Raw genomic sequence first — 17186 nt, 5'->3', positions numbered from 1 at the left:
CAGGGGATGGCACTGGGCCTCGTCGTTCTCGGGGCGGGGGTCGCTCCGGTCCTATTTGTACGACGGGGCCAGATCCCCCGGGGGGGGGGGCCGGCGTTCCCGCCCCCCCACCCCGATACGTCAGCCCTGCGGCAGCGCGGACAGCTGAGCCGTGATGCGGGCGATGTCCGCCTCCGCCGCCTCCAGACGGGTGCGGATCTTCGCGACGACCGGCTCCGGCGCCTTCGCCAGGAACGCCTCGTTCCCCAGCTTCGCCGTGGCCTGCGCCTTCTCCTTCTCGGCCGCGGCCAGGTCCTTCGCCAGCCGCTTCCGCTCGGCTTCCACGTCGATCGCCCCGGAGAGGTCGAGCGCGACCGTGGCGCCCGCGACCGGGAGGGTCGCGGTCGCCGTGAAGGCATCGCCCTCCGGCTGGAGGCGCAGCAGCTGCCGGACCGCCGCCTCGTGGGCCTCCAGGCCGGTGGTGCCGAGGTCGAGCCGGGCCGGGACCTTCTGCCCGGGCTGCAGGCCCTGGTCGGCGCGGAACCGCCGGACCTCGGTGACCAGCGACTGGACCGCCGCGATCTCCTTCTCGGCGCCCGCGTCACGGAAGCCGGAGTCGGCCGGCCAGTCGGCGATCACGATCGACTCGCGCCCGGTGAGCGTGGTCCACAGCGTCTCGGTGACGAAGGGGACCACCGGGTGCAGCAGTCGCAGCAGCTTGTCCAGGACCTCGCCCAGCACGCGGCGCGAGACCTCGGCCGGACGGCCGCCCGCCATGAAGGTGGTCTTGGAGAGCTCGACGTACCAGTCGAACACCTCGTCCCACGCGAAGTGGAAGAGGGCGTCGCTGAGCTTGGCGAACTGGTAGTCGTCGTAGAGCGCGTCGGCCTCGGCGACCGTGGCGTTCAGCCGGGACAGGATCCACCGGTCGATCGCCGACAGCTCCTCGGGCGCGGGCAGGTCGCCCTCGACCGTGGCGCCGTTCATCAGCGCGAAGCGCGTGGCGTTCCAGATCTTGTTGGTGAAGTTCCGGGAGCCCTGGACCCAGTCCTCGCCGATCGGCACGTCGGTGCCCGGGTTGGCGCCGCGCGCGAGCGTGAAGCGCAGCGCGTCGGAGCCGTAGGTGTCCATCCAGTCCAGCGGGTTGACCGCGTTGCCGAAGGACTTCGACATCTTCTTGCCGAACTGGTCGCGGACCATGCCGTGCAGGGCGATGGTGTGGAACGGCGGGGTGCCGTCCATCGCGTAGAGGCCGAACATCATCATCCGGGCGACCCAGAAGAAGAGGATGTCGTACCCGGTGACCAGGACGGAGTTCGGATAGAACTTCGCGAGGCTCTCGGTCTGCTCGGGCCAGCCGAGCGTGGAGAACGGCCACAGGCCCGAGGAGAACCAGGTGTCGAGGACATCGGTCTCCTGGGTCCAGCCCTCGCCGCCCGGGGGCTCCTCGTCGGGGCCGACGCAGACGATCTCGCCGTCCGGTCCGTACCAGACCGGGATGCGGTGACCCCACCACAGCTGGCGCGAGATGCACCAGTCGTGGAGGTTGTCGACCCAGTCGAAGTAGCGCTTCTCCATCTCCTGGGGGTGGATCTTGACCTTGCCGTCGCGGACGGCGTCACCGGCGGCCTTCGCCAGCGGGCCGACCTTGACCCACCACTGCATGGACAGCCGGGGCTCGATGGTGGTCTTGCAGCGCGAGCAGTGGCCGACGGAGTGGACATACGGGCGCTTCTCGGCGACGATCCGGCCCTCGGCGCGCAGCGCGGCCACGATGGCGGAGCGGGCCTCCAGGCGGTCCAGTCCCTGGAAGGGACCGTGCGCGGTGATGACCGCGCGCTCGTCCATGACGGCGAGGTTCGGCAGGCCGTGGCGCTGGCCGATCTCGAAGTCGTTCGGGTCGTGCGCGGGCGTGACCTTGACGGCGCCCGTGCCGAACTGCGGGTCGACGTGCTCGTCGGCGACGACCGGGATGCGGCGGCCGGTGAGCGGCAGCTCGATCTCGCGGCCGACGAGGTGCCGGTAGCGCTCGTCCTCCGGGTGGACGGCCACGGCGGTGTCGCCGAGCATCGTCTCGGCGCGGGTCGTCGCGACGACGATGGAGTCCTCGCCCTCGCCGTACCGGATCGAGACCAGCTCGCCGTCGTCGTCCTGGTACTCGACCTCGATGTCCGAGATGGCCGTCAGGCAGCGCGGGCACCAGTTGATGATGCGCTCGGCGCGGTAGATGAGCTCGTCGTCGTAGAGCTTCTTGAAGATGGTCTGGACGGCCTTGGACAGGCCCTCGTCCATGGTGAAGCGCTCACGCGACCAGGCGACGCCGTCACCGAGGCGCCTCATCTGCCCGGAGATCTGCCCGCCGGACTCCGCCTTCCACTGCCAGACGCGCTCGATGAACGCCTCGCGGCCGAGGTCGTGGCGGGACTTGCCCTCCTTGGCGAGCTCGCGCTCCACGACGTTCTGCGTGGCGATGCCGGCGTGGTCCATGCCGGGCTGCCACAGCGTCTCGTACCCCTGCATCCGCTTGCGGCGCGTGAGGGCGTCGATCAGCGTGTGCTCGAAGGCGTGGCCCAGGTGGAGGCTGCCGGTGACGTTCGGCGGCGGGATGACGATGGTGTACGGCGGCTTGTCGCTCTTGGCGTCGGCCTCGAAGTAACCGCGCTCTACCCAGCGCTCGTACAGGGGCCCCTCTACCTCGGCCGGCGCGTACTGGGTCGGCAGTTCGGGGGTCGCGCTGTTCGGCCCGCTCGCGGCGGCCTGCTGAGTGTTGTCGGTCACGGCGCTCAGTTTACGGGCGGGGCGGGCCGTGTTACGAATCCACCGGTGCCCGGGCGCGAGGGGTGGGGACGGGGCCCGGAGGACACCCTCCCGCCGCGGGGCCCGGCCGGGGGCACGTCCGCCGTCCGGATCCGGGTGGCCGTGGCGTGCCGCCCCGCATCGCCACCCCACCGCCGGCGACGGCCGGGGCCCGGGACGCGGAAAGCCGCACCGGCCTCCGGAAGGCGGCGGTCGTGCCCGAACCGCTCGTGTGCCGACGGCTCCTGACGGGGAACCGGCGAAGGGGGCGGAGCGGCATACCCCCGGCGGCATGGGTGGCGAGGGTGATCAACCGGGCATCTGCATCGTCTTGTTACGAAGTCCTGACAGCCCCGATGTAAAGACGGCCTAAACGATCCGCCAGGATGATGACGAGACAGCAGTTCAACGAGGGGACTCACCGATGAGCTTCAACCAGCCGCCGCCACCGCCGGGTTACGGCGGGCAGTCCGGCTTCGGGGGCCAGCCCGGCTACCCCCAGCAGCCCCCGGCGCAGCCCGGCTACCCCCAGCAGCCCCCCGGGCAGCCCGGCCCGCCGCCCCAGCAGCCCGCACCGGGCTACGGCTATCCGCAGCAGCCGCCGGCCCCGCAGCAGGCCCCCGGTTACGGCTACCCGCAGCAGCCCGGTCCTTACGGCCAGCAGCCCGGTCCTTACGGCCAGCAGCCCGGCGCCTGGGGTGGCCCGCCGCCGCCCCCCTCGTCCGGAGGCAAGGGCAAGGTCATCGGCATCGTGGTCGGCGTCGTGGTCGCCGTCGCGGTCATAGGCGGCGGCATCGTCGCCCTCACGGGCGGCAGCGTCACCGGCGGCGGGGGCGACTACAAGCTGTCCATGCCGGCCGCGCTGCTGGACGGCGAGTACACCAAGTCCGGCAACGACTCCTCGCTGAGCAACGGCAAGACCGGCGACGACGCGGGCATCGACGACGCCACCACGGTCTCCGGCACCTACAAGAAGGACAGCACCCAGCTCATCGTCACCGGCGCCTACGGCGACGTCAGCGACCCGAACACCGTGGTCGACAAGATGCTCACCGCCTTCAACTCCAAGGCGGGCGCCTCGGGTGGCGAGTCCCCGAAGGAGGTCCACCCCTCCGGCTTCGACGGGGACGTCATGAAGTGCGGCACGCTCGGCACCGCCGGGACGTCCTTCCCGTACTGCGCCTGGGCCGACGACAGCACGGTCGCCCTCGCGGTCAACATGAACATGGACTTCACCGGCGCCACCAAGGCCCCGTCCCTGACGGAGTGGGCCGACAGCACCGTGAAGATCCGCGATGAGGTCCGCGTCAAGAAGTGACCGGGCCGCCACGGCACATGAAAGGGGCGCCCGGCCAGTGCCGGGCGCCCCTTCGTGTGACCGATGGCGCTACGCGCTCTTCTGCTCACCCTTGCCGATGATGCGGGGCTCACGCGGAACCAGGGTCGGGTTCACGTTCGAGTGAACGACGTCCTCGGTGATGACGACACGGGCGACGTCCTTGCGCGACGGCACCTCGTACATCACCGACATCAGCACCTCCTCCATGATGGCGCGCAAGCCCCGGGCGCCGGTCTGGCGGAGGATGGCCTGGTCGGCGATGGCCTCCAGGGCGCCGCGCTCGAACTCGAGCTCGACGCCGTCCAGCTCGAAGAGCCGCTGGTACTGCTTGACCAGGGCGTTGCGCGGCTCGACCAGGATCTGCAGCAGGGCCTCGCGGTCGAGGTTGTGCACGCTGGTGATGACCGGCAGCCGGCCGATGAACTCGGGGATCATGCCGAACTTGACCAGGTCCTCCGGCATGACCTCGGAGAATTGGTCGGCAGAGTCCATCTCGCGCTTGGAGCGGATGGTCGCGCCGAAGCCGATGCCCTTGGCGCCGGCCCGGGACTCGATGATCTTCTCCAGGCCGGCGAAGGCGCCGCCGACGATGAAGAGCACGTTGGTGGTGTCGATCTGGATGAACTCCTGGTGCGGGTGCTTCCGCCCGCCCTGCGGCGGCACCGAGGCGGTGGTGCCCTCCAGGATCTTCAGCAGCGCCTGCTGGACGCCCTCACCCGAGACGTCGCGCGTGATCGACGGGTTCTCGCTCTTGCGGGCGACCTTGTCGATCTCGTCGATGTAGATGATCCCCGTCTCGGCCTTCTTGACGTCGTAGTCGGCCGCCTGGATCAGCTTGAGCAGGATGTTCTCGACGTCCTCGCCGACGTAGCCGGCCTCGGTGAGCGCCGTGGCGTCCGCGATGGCGAACGGCACGTTCAGCATCCGGGCCAGGGTCTGCGCGAGCAGCGTCTTGCCCGAACCCGTGGGACCGAGCAGCAGAATGTTGGACTTGGCGAGCTCGATGCCGTCGTCGTGGCCGCGTCCGCCGCCGTTCTCACCGGCCTGCACCCGCTTGTAGTGGTTGTAGACCGCCACGGAGAGCGCCTTCTTCGCCGGCTCCTGGCCGACGACGTAGCTCTCCAGGAACTCGTAGATCTCGCGCGGCTTCGGCAGGTCCTCCCACCGCACCTCGGAGGACTCGGCGAGCTCCTCCTCGATGATCTCGTTGCAGAGGTCGATGCACTCGTCGCAGATGTACACACCGGGTCCTGCGATGAGCTTCTTCACCTGCTTCTGGCTCTTTCCGCAGAACGAGCACTTGAGCAGATCGCCGCCGTCACCGATGCGTGCCACGAGGTGCTTCCCCTTCGCCTGGGTCCCGTCAGTTCGACGAGTCCTGGTGCTTGCCTATCGACGGTACCTTGCCGCGCCCCCAGTGCGGGCCCCCCTTGGAGCTACTGGGCCGTGACCTGCACAACCCCGGCACTCCAAGAGGGGACTTCTTGTCGCAGAATGCCCTGCCGGGCCTCAGACCGCGACCGACGAGCCCTTGCGGGTCGAGACGATCTGGTCGACCAGACCGTAGGAGAGGGCCTCCTCGGCCGTGAGGATCTTGTCGCGCTCGATGTCGTCGCGGATCTTCTCGATCGGGGTGCTGGAGTGCTTGGCCAGCATCTCCTCCAGCTGGGCCCGCATCCGCAGGATCTCGTTGGCGGCGATCTCCAGGTCCGAGACCTGGCCGCGGCCGGTCTCGCTGTACGGCTGGTGGATCAGGATGCGGGCGTTCGGCAGCGCCATCCGCTTGCCGGGCGTGCCGGCGGCGAGCAGCACGGCCGCGGCGGAGGCCGCCTGGCCCATGCAGACCGTCTGGATGTCGGGCTTCACGAACTGCATCGTGTCGTAGATGGCGGTCAGCGCCGTGAAGGAGCCGCCGGGGCTGTTGATGTAGACCGAGATGTCACGGTCCGGGTCCATCGACTCCAGGCAGAGCAGCTGCGCCATGACGTCGTTGGCCGAGGCGTCGTCGATCTGCACCCCGAGGAAGATCACGCGCTCCTCGAAGAGCTTCGCGTACGGGTCGTACTCGCGGATGCCCTGGGAGGTGCGCTCCACGAAGCGCGGCACGACGTAGCGGGCCTCGGCGGGGGTCATACGGTCGTAGATGCCGCTGCCGGGGAAGTTCTGGGTGGTCACGTTCACCGTCCTGAGGATGAGCAGTGGGCTGGGGTCGGTCCTGCGGGGCTGTACGGGCTCACGGCCCGGTCAGGCCCCGGTGCCGCCGCCGCCCGGCACGTTCACGGCGTGCGTGATGACGTCGTCGATCAGGCCGTACTCCTTGGCCGCCTCGGCGGAGAACCAGCGGTCGCGGTCGGAGTCGCGGGTGATCGCCTCGACGCTCTGGCCGGAGTGTTCCGCGATGAGCTCGGCCATGCGCTTCTTCGTGCGCAGCAGCTGCTCGGCGTGGATCTTGATGTCGGATGCCGAGCCGGCGAGGCCGGCGGACGGCTGGTGCATCAGGATGTCGGTGTTCGGCAGCGCGAAGCGCTTGCCGGGGGTACCGGCCGTCAGCAGGAACTGGCCCATGGACGCCGCGAGGCCCATGGCGATGGTGACCACGTCGTTCTTGATGAACTGCATGGTGTCGTAGATCGCCATGCCGGCCGTCACGGAACCGCCGGGGCTGTTGATGTAGAGGTAGATGTCCTTGTCCGGCTCGGCGGCAAGGAGGAGCAACTGCGCGGTGATCTTGTTGGCGATGTCGTCGTCCACGGGCTGGCCGAGGAAGATGATCCGCTCGCCGAGCAGCCGGTTGTAGACCTGGTCGCCGAGGCCACCGATGGTCGGCTCGCCGGCGGCGGAAGGCATCGGAGTCGTCACGTATCCACCTGCTCGTTGTCGGACGGCGCGCACGCCGTCACAGGGACTTCTCGTAGGGCACGGGCCCTCGTACTTACGGACCCTAACGCGCAGGTCGGGCCCAGCAATCCCCCACGCGAAACTGTTCGCTGTGAGCGCAGGCAGGGTGTAAGCGGAGAGCGAAACAAGAGCAGAACGGGCCCGGACGCGCGGGGCGTCCGGACCCGTCGGGGGTTCTGCGGCGCGAGGATCAGGCCTCGGAGCCCTCGCCCTTGACGACCTCGGCCTCCGCGGCCTCGGAGCCGGACTCGGTGGCCTCGACCGTCTCGCCGGTCTCGTCCTCCTCGTCCTCCAGGTCGACGACCTCGCCGTTGGTGTCCTTGACCGTGGCGGCCTCGACGACCAGGGCCAGCGCCTTGCCGCGGGCGACCTCGCCGACGAGCAGCGGCACCTGGCCGCCCTCGACGACCGCCTGGGCGAACTGGTCCGGGCTCATGCCGGAGGAGGCGGCACGGCGCATGAGGTGCTCGGTGAGCTCCTCCTGGTTGACCGAGAGCTTCTCGGTGGAGACGAGCTCGTCCAGCACGAACTGGGTCTTGATGCCCTTCTTCGCCTGCTCCTCGATCTCCTGGTCGTACTCCTCGCGGGTCTTGCCCTCGTTCTCCAGGAAGGAGTCCCAGTCCAGGCCCATGGCCGGGAACTGGTGGTGCTCCAGGTTGTGGGTGCGGGTCTCGATCTCGTCCTTGAGCAGCTTCTCCGGCAGCGGGATCTCGACCAGCTCCAGGAGGGCGTCCAGCACCTTCTCCTGGGCCTGGGTGGCCTGGTCGTACTGCTTGATGCGCTCCTGGCGCTTCACGGCGTCGGCGCGAAGCTCCTCGAGGGTGTCGAACTCGCTCGCCAGCTGGGCGAAGTCGTCGTCCAGCTCGGGCAGCTCACGGGCCTGGACGGTGGTGACGTCCACCTTGACCTGAGCCTCCTTGCCCGCGGCGGAGCCGCCCTTGAGCTCGGAGGTGAAGGTGGCGGAGCCGCCGGCCTCGAGACCGATGACGGCCTCGTCGATGCCGTCGAGCAGCTGGCCGGAGCCGATGGTGTAGCTGACGCCCTTGGCGACGCCGTCCTCCAGCACCTCGCCCTCGACCGAGGCCTCGAGGTCGACGACCACGACGTCGCCGTCGGCGGCGGCGCGCTCCACGTCGGAGGTGGAGGCGAAGCGCTCGCGGAGCTGCTCCAGGGCCTTGTCGACGTCCTCGTCCGACACCTCGACGGCGTCGACGGTGACCTCGATGCCGGAGTAGTCCGGGATCTCGATGGTCGGGCGGATGTCCACCTCGGCGGTGAACTTCAGTTCCTCACCGTCGTTGAACTCGGTGATGTCCACCTCGGGCTGGCCGAGGACGTTGAGCTCGCCCTCGTTGACCGCCTCCGTGTAGAACTTCGGCAGTGCGTCGTTGATGGCCTCTTCGAGGACCGCGCCACGGCCGAACCGCTGGTCGATGACGCGCGCGGGGATCTTGCCCTTACGGAAGCCCGGCACCGTGACCTGCTGGTTGATCTTCTTGTACGCCGCGTCGAGGCTGGGCTTGAGCTCCTCGAAGGGCACCTCGACAGTGAGTCGAACCCGGGTCGGGTTCAGAGTCTCGACGGCGCTCTTCACGGTTGGGTCTCCTTGGGGGCTTTACGTTGATGGGCGGCCGCTCGGCGATCACGCGGGGCGGCTGGTGTTCGACCTGGCTTTTGCCGCGTATCAGGTGGCCGACGACCCATCCTACCGGTACCACAATCCTGCGGCCGGGCCTCCTCGGCACAGCGCGGCCGGAGGACTGGTCGGGGTGGCCGGATTCGAACCGACGACCTTCCGCTCCCAAAGCGGACGCGCTACCAAGCTGCGCCACACCCCGTCGGTGCGACACGTAGAGTACATGCCTCCGCACACCCTGATGACCAAATAAGCCGTGCGCAGGAGCCGGGTCGATCGGCTACGATCTGATGTGCCAGAATGACTGGCCGTTGCGGGCGTAGCTCAATGGTAGAGCCCCAGTCTTCCAAACTGGCTACGCGGGTTCGATTCCCGTCGCCCGCTCGCAGAACGAAGGTCCAGGTCAGGGGAGTTTTCCCCGGCCTGGGCCTTCGTCGTTCACGGTCCGATCCGGGCTGCCGTGCCACACACGTGCCACACGGATCAGGTGGGCCGTTGGCGAGCGGATTCGATAAGGGCACTCACGGCGTCGGCAATCACGCGTTCTCGCTGGGCGGTGGCGTGCTGATAGATCAGCGCGGCGCGGGGCGAGCTGTGCCCCATCCGGGTCATGAGTTCCTTCGTGCTCGCGCCCGTCGATGCCGCCAGGGTGTTGCCGGTGTGGCGGAGGTCGTGGAAGTGCAGACCCTTGACGTTCACCGCGGCGCACGCCTTGCGCCATAACCTGTTGAAGTGGTTCCGCCGGGGCGTAGCGCCCTTGGGCCCCTTGAAGACACGCCCGTCCGGTCCGGCCTCGGCATAGATGCGCAGATGACTGACCACCTCGGCGTGGATCACGGCGGGAATGCCAACGGTGCGGGCGCCTGCTTCGCTCTTCGGCTGCTTGATCAGCCTTTGGCCGCTCTGCAACTCGGCGACTGCCCGGCGCACGCGGATCGCCCCCGCGTCGATGTCGATGTCCCGCCGACGCAGGCCCACCAGCTCACCCCAACGGAGGCCACACAAAGCCGCGATCAACACCAGAACGCGGTAGCGCGGCTGGATCGCTCCCGCCACGGCGTAGACCTCCGCCACGGTCGCAGTCGGGCGCTCAGGGGTTGGCGCCGTGCTCGCGCCCTTGATCCGGCACGGATTGCGGCGGATGACCCGGTCCTCGGCAGCCGTAGTCAGGATGGCCCTGAGCAGTGCATACGCTTTCGCGACGGTAGACGGGCCGACGCCCGCATCCAGCCGGTCAGCCCGCCAGGCCCGCACGCCGGCGGGGGTGATGTCGGCGACGGGGACCGCCTCGAAGGTCGGCCCCAAGTGCAGGCGGAGCAGTGACCCGTACAGCTCCGCCGTCCGCGGGCTCACACCCCGCTCAGCGATCCAGGTTCGGGCGTACACGCCAAACCGCACCGCGCCCACGTCAGGATCGATCCACTCACCTCGGCGCACCTCGGTCTGCTTGTCGGCCAGCCAGTCGTCCGCCTCCCGCTTCAGCCGGAAGGTGCTGGGCGCAGGACGCATCTGACCGTCCGGGCCCCGATAGCGAGCCTGATAGCGGCCGGAGGCGAGCTTGCGCACACTGCCGAACTGCCGTTTCTTCCCAGCCATTACGCCACCACCCGCAGACCTGGAACCGCAGCCGCCGGGCGTACCGTGTTCGACGCGATGAACGCGGACACGGCGCTTTCGGGGATGCGGACGTGGCGGCCGACCTTGACGAAGGCGATCCGGCGTTCCTCGATCAAACGGCGGGGGAAACGGACGCTGGTCCCCAGCAGTTCCGCGACTTCTTGCACGGTCAGGAGTCGATCCACGCTCACCACTCCCCCGCCTGGTCGTCGGGTAGGTCGGCGAGGGCTTCGCGGGCGGTGTCGCGGTTGGTGCGGATGTTGCGGGCGATGGTGGCGGCGAGCCAGGATTCGCCGGGGGTGTGGCCGTGTCCGGCGTAGGTCCAGTGGGCGAGCACGAGCGTGGAGCCCTCCAAGGTGTCGTCGGGGTCGGGTAAGCCGCGCTGCTGGCGTTCCTGGCGGGCGCGGTAGTCGGCGCGGACCTGGCGCAACGCGGTGAGGGTGGTGGAGTAGCGGCGGGACTTGGTGGAGAAGTGGCCGCGAAAGCCGAGCATGTGGGCCCACTGCGCGAGCTTGCGGCCCTGGTAGTGCGGGTCGAGGTCAAAGCAGGCTTCGATCAGGCGGCGTGTGTGCGCGGGCAGGTCGGTCAGCTTGTCCAGCTCCGCCAGTTCGCCAATGCGGCGGTCTACGGTGCCGGTGGTCTCGGCTGCTTTGGTGGCGTACTTGGCCACGTAAGCGGCGACGGCCTGTTCCGTCAGCTCCTGGCCGTCGTCGGCACCGATGGGGCGGACGTCGACCTGCTTGCCCCAGCGCAGGACGCGGGCCGGGTGGGTGCCGGCCACCGAGGGCAGCGGGACGGAGACCCGTCCGGCAGCGGCGCGGATCGCGGCATCCAGCAGCGCCACAGTCGCCCATGGCGGCGGGGCGTCGCCGGGTCCGGCAGGGCCGTCGAGGCGGACGATGGCGTGAAAGTGGACGGCGCCGCGCTTTTGGTACTCGGCGACCTTGCCGAAGGAGACCCGGCACACCTCCTGCATGGCCGTTTGGGAGAGTCCGGCGCGGGCGGCGATCTCCCGGCGCAGATAGATGGTGAACCGGCGCCACAGGTCGCCTGCGTGGTTGTTCCACAGCACCGCACCCGCATAGTCGTAGCGTTCCGGATCCAGCGGCGTCCCGATCGCCGGGTCGTGTTCGCCGTGGGCGACGCCGCAGCGGCAGCGGCCGGTGTCGGGGCGGTTGTGGACCGGCCCGAACGAGGGGGCCGTCAGGGTGGCGAAGACCTTGGGATGGGTGCGGACCGAGACCGGCACGTCCTTGCGCTCATCCCCGGTCAGCCCCGCGCGGATGAGGTGGAAGGTGTCGCCCGCGTAGGTCCAGGCGCACGAGGGGCAGCGAGAAGCACGACGGTTACCGCACGCCACTCGTAACCGGCCCCCGGGTTCCCCCTCGGTCGAGTACGAGTACAGGACTTCCCCGGACTTGGCGTCACGGGTGACGGTCAGTCCTTGCAGGTGGATCGGGTCGGCGCAGCCTCCGGTGCGCTGGACCTGTTCGCGCCAGCGCTCGAACCCCGGATCGTTGGCGACCCGCAGCGCGTCAGCCAGGGTCAGCGGCTCAGTGCCGCAGGCGGCCGCAGCATCAGCCACGGCCGCCGGGGCAACCTGCGTCAAGGTCACGCGACCACCGCCATCACGGCATCCGGGACCAGGGCGCGCAGCCGTTCGATGTGGGCGATGAAGCGGGCCTGCGTCCGGTCGCTGAGGCCCTGTGCGGGCAGGCTGGCCGGGGTGTACTCCTCCAGGCCCGAACCGACGCACGTCTCGCAGAAGATGCACGGAGACAACTCCCCGGCCCAACCGGTCCCCTCGCAGTCCGCGCAAGGACCCCAGGGACGGGAGGTCAGCCAGTACAGGCAGTCGGCGGGGACGGCACACCGGGTCTCGCCGCAGGCCGGGCAACCACGCCCGGAACCGGACCGGACAGTGAGAGCAGATTCAGGCATGATGGGAACTCCCCTTTGTGGGATCAGGGAGCGACGCATCTGCTTGGCGGTAGGGGCGTCGCTCCTTCTCGTTGACCGAACGGCCGATGATCACTCTCAGGAGTGAAGCATCGACTGAAGGAAAGGTTATAACGAGTAGGACGACTTGCCAAGGGTGCGCTGAGGTCTATCTATCAGCGCTCAGGAGATGCATGGTCTACTTGTTCTATCGAGTAGACGGAGAGACCAGCGCGATGGCCACATTCCAGGGGCGACCGGCGTACTTGCAGATCGCCGACGACATCCGACAGCAGATCACCGGCGACACTCTGCGCGCCGGAGACAAGCTGCCGTCCGAGTCCGAACTGATGACCGACTACGGCGTATCGCGCATCGTGATCCGCAACGCGGTGGAAGTCCTGCAGAACGAAGGCTTGGTCATCAAGCAGCAGGGCCGGGGCACCTTCGTCCGCGAGCAACGACCCATGCGCCGGCGGGTCCTCGGCGACCTCTACGGCAAGAGACCGACCGGCTCACCCATGAAGCGCGCCACCGAAGCCGAGGGCCGCCGCTCCGAATGGGAGTACCAGAGCCGCCGCACTACGGCGACGAAGGCGATCTCCGAGCGTCTCGGCATCGAGCCGGGCGACCCGGTGACGCGGACCAACTACCGGTTCTTCGCAGACGACGAGCCCATCATGCTGTCCACCTCATACGAAGCACTCGCCACCACCGAGGGGACGCCCGTCGAGCAGCCGGAAGGCGGTGCGATCACCGGCGTGGTCCCCCGCATGGACGCGATTGGGCTGCACATCACCCACGTGACCGAGGACGTGAACGCCCGAGCTCCGCGCCCATACGAGAGCGAGTCCTTGCAGATCGCGCCCGGCGTGCCCGTGATGGCGATCACCCGGACCTACTTCGCCGGAGAACGCCCGGTCGAGACGGCCGACATCATCGTCGCAGCCGATCGCTACACACTGACCTACAACGTGCCAGTGCCAGCGGCCGACGAGGCTTGACCAGCCCTGTTACCGATTTCTCTACCTCATCAAGGCGCTCCCGCCGCGCACAGCGCGGCGGCGCGCGGCCCGGCGCCTCGGGCCGACGCTCCTGTCTGCGCCCCGCTCCGGCCCGGCCGCCGGCCGCCCGCCAGACGGCGAAGGGCTATTGAAGGAGAACCCCAACTTGGCTGGGGCGGTCGGCTCCGCGGCTTTACGCAGCCACCATGGGGCGAGCCTCGAAGAACGGGGCCCACATCGGGCCATTGCGGGCAGGTCCACACACCGCCCGAGTCGCCGAAAGCTTACGGGCCCCGATCTCTCGCCCCATGGCAGCTCCAGCCCAAAGCCGCTACGCCAACCTCGGATGTACCGTGCGGTACGTCATCACCAAAAGAGGGGGAGCAGTGAGCAGAAGGCGGTACGTGGCCAGAGGCGTCCCAGGCGGCTACCGCATCTGGGACAACAAGGGACGTCGCTGGTGGGGCGACCACTACGAGCTCTGTCCCGATGATCTGCTGGCTGAACTGAACGGCGCAGGCAACTACGAGAAGATCACCGCACTTCTCAGACGGTACAGGGCACAGAAGCGCTGAACCGTCGTGCCACGTGCGTGCCAGATCCCCGGGGAAGTCACGGGGAACCACGGGGAACAGCAGTGAAAGCGCCGCACCATCCCAGGTGACCACCTGCCCAGGTGAGGCAGGGCCACAGCCTCAGTCTTCCAAACTGGCTACGCGGGTTCGATTCCCGTCGCCCGCTCTGCATACGAAGGCCCAGGTCAGGGGAGTTTCCCCCGGTCCTGGGCCTTCGTCGTCCTCCGGCCGGACGGGGCGTCCGCGCCCGCCCCGCACCCCTCGGCGCGATCCCCGCCTCACGGCCTTGACGATCACGGGGCCGGTTCGCACGGAGTACGGCGCGAGGGTGTCGCCGGTGTGCCGAAGATCATGAAGCCGGAGCCCCTTCGCGCCGCCTCGCCGCATGCCCCGCGCCCACCGACCGATGTGAATCCGGCGCCGGGTGGCGCCTTTCGCCCGTCGACGACACGCCCGGCGGCGGCGCTCTCGGCCGCGCTCCGGCGCGCGAGCTCGCGCGGGCGCCGTCTCGCCGGGTTGGCGAAGTACCCCACATGCGCCAATTCCCCCGCATACCTAGGCTTGTCCCATGGCGCGGCATGCGAGGCCGGGAGGTGGGCCTGATGGCGACGGTGCTCTTCATCGTGAGTGGTGCGACGTACTGGGTGCTCAAGGACGGCACCAGGTATGCGACCGGGTACTGGGCCGAGGAGTTCGCGGTGCCCTACAAGAAGGTCACGGAAGCCGGCCACCAGGTGGTCGTGGCGACTCCGGGCGGAGTCGTCCCGAACGTCGACATGATGAGCCTGCGCCCCTCCATGGCGGGTGGCGAGGAAGGCGCCCTGGAACTCGAGGCGATCATCCGTTCCGCAGAGGTGATGCGGCGTCCGCTGGCGCTGTCGAACGTCCGCCTCGAGGACTACGACGCGGTGTACCTGCCGGGTGGCCACGGCCCGATGGCGGACCTGGCATGGGATGCCGATGTCGGCCGGTTGCTGACGGCGCAACTCGCCTCGGGCAAACCGCTCTTCATCGTGTGCCACGCGCCCGCGTCCCTGCTGGCCACCCGGATCCACGGTGAATCGCCCTTCAAGGGCTACCGGGTCACGGGCTTCAGCAACGATGAGGAGGAGGCCGTCGGACTGGCCCCCAGGGCGACCTGGCTGCTCGAGACGGAGCTGAAGGAGAAGGTCGGCGTCGACTACAGCCGCGGCCCGATGTGGGAGCCCTACATGGTCGAGGACCGCAACCTCGTGACCGGCCAGAATCCCCACTCCGCCGCGGTGCTGGCCGACCGGCTCCTGGAAGTTCTCAAGTGACGGAGCGCAGGCGTGGGAGCCGCCCGGTCTCCGGCGGCTCCCACGCGTGAGCCGGCCGGGAAACGGCGACCACCCCCGCGCAGGTCGCCCCGGTGCCCGGCTCGTCGCCCGGGGCCCGTACACCGGCGCTGCGGCCGTTCCCTCCACGGCTTCCCGATCAGCTCGGCCAGGGCGCGCCGATGATGCGCTCGACCGTCGTCGTGCGACGGAAACCGGGGACGAAGTGCTCCAGCACGTCCGCGTTCACGGTGCCGAGCGTGGTCTCCGGGCGGTACTCGAGTCCGTCGACGAAGGCCCGCAGGAACTCGTTCTTGAAATCGCCGCGCGGATGGAGGGCGGTGATCTCTTCCACCTGGGCGCCGTCCAGTTCCTCCAGCCCCAGGCCGAGTACGTCGGTCAGCACACCGAAATTCGTGATGGCGATCTCCGGGCCCATCCGGCCGGGGATCCCCGGCGTCGTGTGGAGCGCGATGGCCGTCCAGACCACGTCGGCAGCGGCGGCCGGGAAACCCCGGTCGAGCATGAACCTGCGCGCGTGGTCGGCTCCGTCGACCTCGAAGCGCTGCTCGATGTCGGAAAACGGCGTCATGAGGCCGGTGTCGTGGAACATGGAGGACAGGTAGAGCAGCTCCGGATCGGGCTTCAGGCCCAGCCTGCGCGCGTGAATGACGCCGAAGACGAAAACACGTCGCGAGTGGTGGTAAATGAGGGGGCTGGTCATCTCCCGAACAAGGTGGGTGGCTTCGGCGGCCGCGGCTGTTTCGGGAATCTCCACACCAGCGATGATCTCGGTCATGACCTCTGCGCTTTCCGATTTCGGCGTGTTGTGAACGGACGGTGTCTCCGACTTCCACACTGCCGACCACCGGGCGTCCGGCGCCACCTCGGTCCCGCCATCGATCACCCGTATCCGGACAGCCGGAGAATGGGGGCGTGAGCCCCACCGCGCATCGGGTCGTGATCCTCGTCTACGACGGGGTGACGCTGCTGGACGTCGCCGGCCCCGCGGAGGTGTTCGCGGAGGCGAACCGGTTCGGTGCCGACTACGAGATCGTGCTGGTGTCACCCTCCGGGGCAGACGTCGCCTCGTCCATCGGGGTCCGCCTCGCCGTCTCCGCCGCCGCCTCGGAACCCGCCCCCGACACGTTCCTGGTGGCCGGCTCCGACCTCTACCCGAGCAACGCCGTCCCCCGCGACCTGTTCGAGGCCGCGCGGACGACGGCGGCCAAGGCCGACCGGGTCGCGTCCATCTGCACCGGGGCGTTCATCCTCGGCGCCGCCGGTCTGCTGGACGGCAAGCGCGCGACCACGCACTGGAAGGTCACGCACGAACTCGCCGCCCGGTGCCGGACCAGCCGTGTCGAACCCGATGCGATCTACGTCCGTGACGGCACCACGTACACCTCGGCGGGCGTGACCGCCGGCATCGACCTCGCACTGGCGCTCGTGGAGGAGGATCACGGCCCCGATCTGACCCGCGACGTCGCCCGCTCCCTGGTGGTCTATCTGCAGCGCTCGGGCGGCCAGTCGCAGTTCTCCGCGCCGCTGCAGGGACCGCCGCCCCGGTCCCCGGCCATCCGCAGGATCACCGACCTGGTGACGGCCGATCCCGCGGGAAATCACTCGGTCGGCGAACTCGCCAAGCACCTGAATCTGAGCCCCCGGCATCTCTCCCGGCTCTTTCGCGACGAACTGTCCACCACGCCGGCCCGGTATGTGGAGACGATCCGGTTCGACATGGCGAAGGCTCTGCTCGACCAGGGGCACACCGCGACCCAGGTGGCCTCGCTCGCCGGATTCCCGAGTTACGAGAGCATGCGGAGGGTTTTCGCCAGAAGAATGTCGATCAGCCCCGCCGCCTATCGGCGCCGCTTCAGAACAGCGCACCGCGCCGACACGGAGTAGCGGCAAGGGGAGGCCCGCGATCCACGGCCGCCGATGCGCGGCTCGTGCGCTGAGATCGTCAGCGGGGTGAGCCACGAAGCCGCCACGGCTCAGATCGTGAGCGTCGTGGCGGCGAGGTCGGGGGAACGACGCCGGAAGCGCGGCCGGGGCGGTGGCCCCGGCCCCCGCGCGCCCGGGGGGCCCCGGGGGGGAGGTTGTTTT

At 69.2% G+C, this 17186-nt stretch carries 15 protein-coding genes and 2 tRNA genes; 6 read left to right on the top strand and 11 right to left on the bottom strand.

All coding sequences use genetic code 11. The features are described 5' to 3' along the window. Positions 1 to 120: 120 nt before the first annotated feature. Positions 121 to 2757 (bottom strand): valine--tRNA ligase, encoded by a 2637-nt coding sequence (locus AB0F62_RS40235; RefSeq protein WP_361811083.1) that lies wholly within the window; start codon positions 2755 to 2757, stop codon positions 121 to 123. Between the two features lie 442 nt (positions 2758 to 3199). Between AB0F62_RS40235 and AB0F62_RS40230 the strand changes: the two genes are divergently transcribed. Then, on the top strand, positions 3200 to 4093 hold the full coding sequence (locus tag AB0F62_RS40230) for a hypothetical protein (protein ID WP_361811081.1): 894 nt from the start codon (positions 3200 to 3202) through the stop codon (positions 4091 to 4093). A gap of 69 nt (positions 4094 to 4162) precedes the next feature. On the opposite strand, the gene clpX is transcribed toward AB0F62_RS40230, so the two are convergent. From clpX to AB0F62_RS40205, 5 genes are all read right to left on the bottom strand, one after another. Further along, positions 4163 to 5449, bottom strand: a complete 1287-nt coding sequence (gene clpX, locus AB0F62_RS40225) for an ATP-dependent Clp protease ATP-binding subunit ClpX (protein ID WP_361811079.1) — start codon at positions 5447 to 5449, stop codon at positions 4163 to 4165. 174 nt (positions 5450 to 5623) lie between these two features. Beyond that, on the bottom strand, positions 5624 to 6247 hold the full coding sequence (locus AB0F62_RS40220) for an ATP-dependent Clp protease proteolytic subunit (RefSeq protein WP_361811088.1): 624 nt from the start codon (positions 6245 to 6247) through the stop codon (positions 5624 to 5626). A 111-nt stretch (positions 6248 to 6358) separates the two neighbouring features. Continuing rightward, positions 6359 to 6961: an ATP-dependent Clp protease proteolytic subunit gene (locus AB0F62_RS40215; RefSeq protein WP_319139309.1), complete on the bottom strand. Its 603-nt coding sequence runs from the start codon at positions 6959 to 6961 to the stop codon at positions 6359 to 6361. Between the two features lie 241 nt (positions 6962 to 7202). Next, complete coding sequence (gene tig, locus AB0F62_RS40210) at positions 7203 to 8606, bottom strand: trigger factor (RefSeq protein WP_361811077.1); 1404 nt, start codon at positions 8604 to 8606, stop codon at positions 7203 to 7205. A 167-nt stretch (positions 8607 to 8773) separates the two neighbouring features. After that, positions 8774 to 8850 (bottom strand) — tRNA-Pro (locus tag AB0F62_RS40205). Between the two features lie 111 nt (positions 8851 to 8961). On the opposite strand from AB0F62_RS40205, the gene AB0F62_RS40200 reads away from it, so the two are divergent. Further along, positions 8962 to 9032: transfer RNA gene (locus tag AB0F62_RS40200), tRNA-Gly, on the top strand. A gap of 99 nt (positions 9033 to 9131) precedes the next feature. Here the strand turns inward: AB0F62_RS40200 and AB0F62_RS40195 are convergent. The 4 genes from AB0F62_RS40195 to AB0F62_RS40180 are packed head-to-tail and all read right to left on the bottom strand — an operon-like array spanning position 9132 to position 12206. Then, positions 9132 to 10244, bottom strand: a complete 1113-nt coding sequence (locus AB0F62_RS40195; RefSeq protein ID WP_361811075.1) for a site-specific integrase — start codon at positions 10242 to 10244, stop codon at positions 9132 to 9134. Continuing rightward, complete coding sequence (locus AB0F62_RS40190; RefSeq protein WP_329187887.1) at positions 10244 to 10459, bottom strand: helix-turn-helix domain-containing protein; 216 nt, start codon at positions 10457 to 10459, stop codon at positions 10244 to 10246. Before AB0F62_RS40190 ends, AB0F62_RS40195 begins: the two co-directional genes overlap by 1 nt. Further along, positions 10453 to 11850 carry a replication initiator protein RepSA gene (gene repSA / locus AB0F62_RS40185; protein ID WP_361811073.1) on the bottom strand — a complete coding sequence of 466 codons (1398 nt, stop codon included), beginning with the start codon at positions 11848 to 11850 and terminating at the stop codon, positions 10453 to 10455. The genes AB0F62_RS40190 and repSA overlap by 7 nt, the downstream gene beginning before the upstream one ends. A 26-nt stretch (positions 11851 to 11876) precedes the next feature. Continuing rightward, positions 11877 to 12206, bottom strand: a complete 330-nt coding sequence (locus AB0F62_RS40180) for a hypothetical protein (protein ID WP_361811072.1) — start codon at positions 12204 to 12206, stop codon at positions 11877 to 11879. Positions 12207 to 12397: 191 nt separating this feature from the next. Here AB0F62_RS40180 and AB0F62_RS40175 point away from each other — a divergent pair, with 191 nt between their 5' ends. From AB0F62_RS40175 to AB0F62_RS40165, 3 genes are all read left to right on the top strand, one after another. Further along, entirely contained in the window at positions 12398 to 13207 is an 810-nt protein-coding gene (locus tag AB0F62_RS40175; RefSeq protein ID WP_361811070.1) for a GntR family transcriptional regulator, read from the top strand. A gap of 386 nt (positions 13208 to 13593) precedes the next feature. After that, entirely contained in the window at positions 13594 to 13782 is a 189-nt protein-coding gene (locus tag AB0F62_RS40170; protein WP_361811085.1) for a hypothetical protein, read from the top strand. A gap of 602 nt (positions 13783 to 14384) precedes the next feature. Beyond that, on the top strand, positions 14385 to 15080 hold the full coding sequence (locus tag AB0F62_RS40165) for a type 1 glutamine amidotransferase domain-containing protein (RefSeq protein ID WP_361811068.1): 696 nt from the start codon (positions 14385 to 14387) through the stop codon (positions 15078 to 15080). A 157-nt stretch (positions 15081 to 15237) separates the two neighbouring features. Here the strand turns inward: AB0F62_RS40165 and AB0F62_RS40160 are convergent, their stop codons facing one another. Next, a complete protein-coding gene (locus AB0F62_RS40160; RefSeq protein WP_361811066.1) occupies positions 15238 to 15876 on the bottom strand; it encodes an HD domain-containing protein in 639 nt (212 codons plus the stop codon). Positions 15877 to 16013: 137 nt separating this feature from the next. Here AB0F62_RS40160 and AB0F62_RS40155 point away from each other — a divergent pair, with 137 nt between their 5' ends. Continuing rightward, positions 16014 to 16985 (top strand): GlxA family transcriptional regulator, encoded by a 972-nt coding sequence (locus tag AB0F62_RS40155; RefSeq protein WP_361811064.1) that lies wholly within the window; start codon positions 16014 to 16016, stop codon positions 16983 to 16985. Positions 16986 to 17186 lie beyond the last annotated feature (201 nt).

It is taken from the genome of Streptomyces sp. NPDC026673 (assembly GCF_040638135.1).
In the GTDB taxonomy this organism is placed as follows: domain Bacteria; phylum Actinomycetota; class Actinomycetes; order Streptomycetales; family Streptomycetaceae; genus Actinacidiphila.
This window is presented reverse-complemented; position numbering and strand designations above follow the sequence as displayed.

Bases quoted from the DNA above. Each gene is read 5' to 3' on its own strand.
- AB0F62_RS40220 (WP_361811088.1), bottom strand. From the start codon at position 6,247: ATGACCCCCGCCGAGGCCCGCTACGTCGTGCCGCGCTTCGTGGAGCGC.
- AB0F62_RS40175 (WP_361811070.1), top strand. From the start codon at position 12,398: ATGGTCTACTTGTTCTATCGAGTAGACGGAGAGACCAGCGCGATGGCC.
- AB0F62_RS40230 (WP_361811081.1), top strand. From the start codon at position 3,200: ATGAGCTTCAACCAGCCGCCGCCACCGCCGGGTTACGGCGGGCAGTCC.
- AB0F62_RS40195 (WP_361811075.1), bottom strand. From the start codon at position 10,244: ATGGCTGGGAAGAAACGGCAGTTCGGCAGTGTGCGCAAGCTCGCCTCC.
- AB0F62_RS40215 (WP_319139309.1), bottom strand. From the start codon at position 6,961: ATGCCTTCCGCCGCCGGCGAGCCGACCATCGGTGGCCTCGGCGACCAG.
- AB0F62_RS40180 (WP_361811072.1), bottom strand. From the start codon at position 12,206: ATGCCTGAATCTGCTCTCACTGTCCGGTCCGGTTCCGGGCGTGGTTGC.
- AB0F62_RS40165 (WP_361811068.1), top strand. From the start codon at position 14,385: ATGGCGACGGTGCTCTTCATCGTGAGTGGTGCGACGTACTGGGTGCTC.
- AB0F62_RS40160 (WP_361811066.1), bottom strand. From the start codon at position 15,876: ATGACCGAGATCATCGCTGGTGTGGAGATTCCCGAAACAGCCGCGGCC.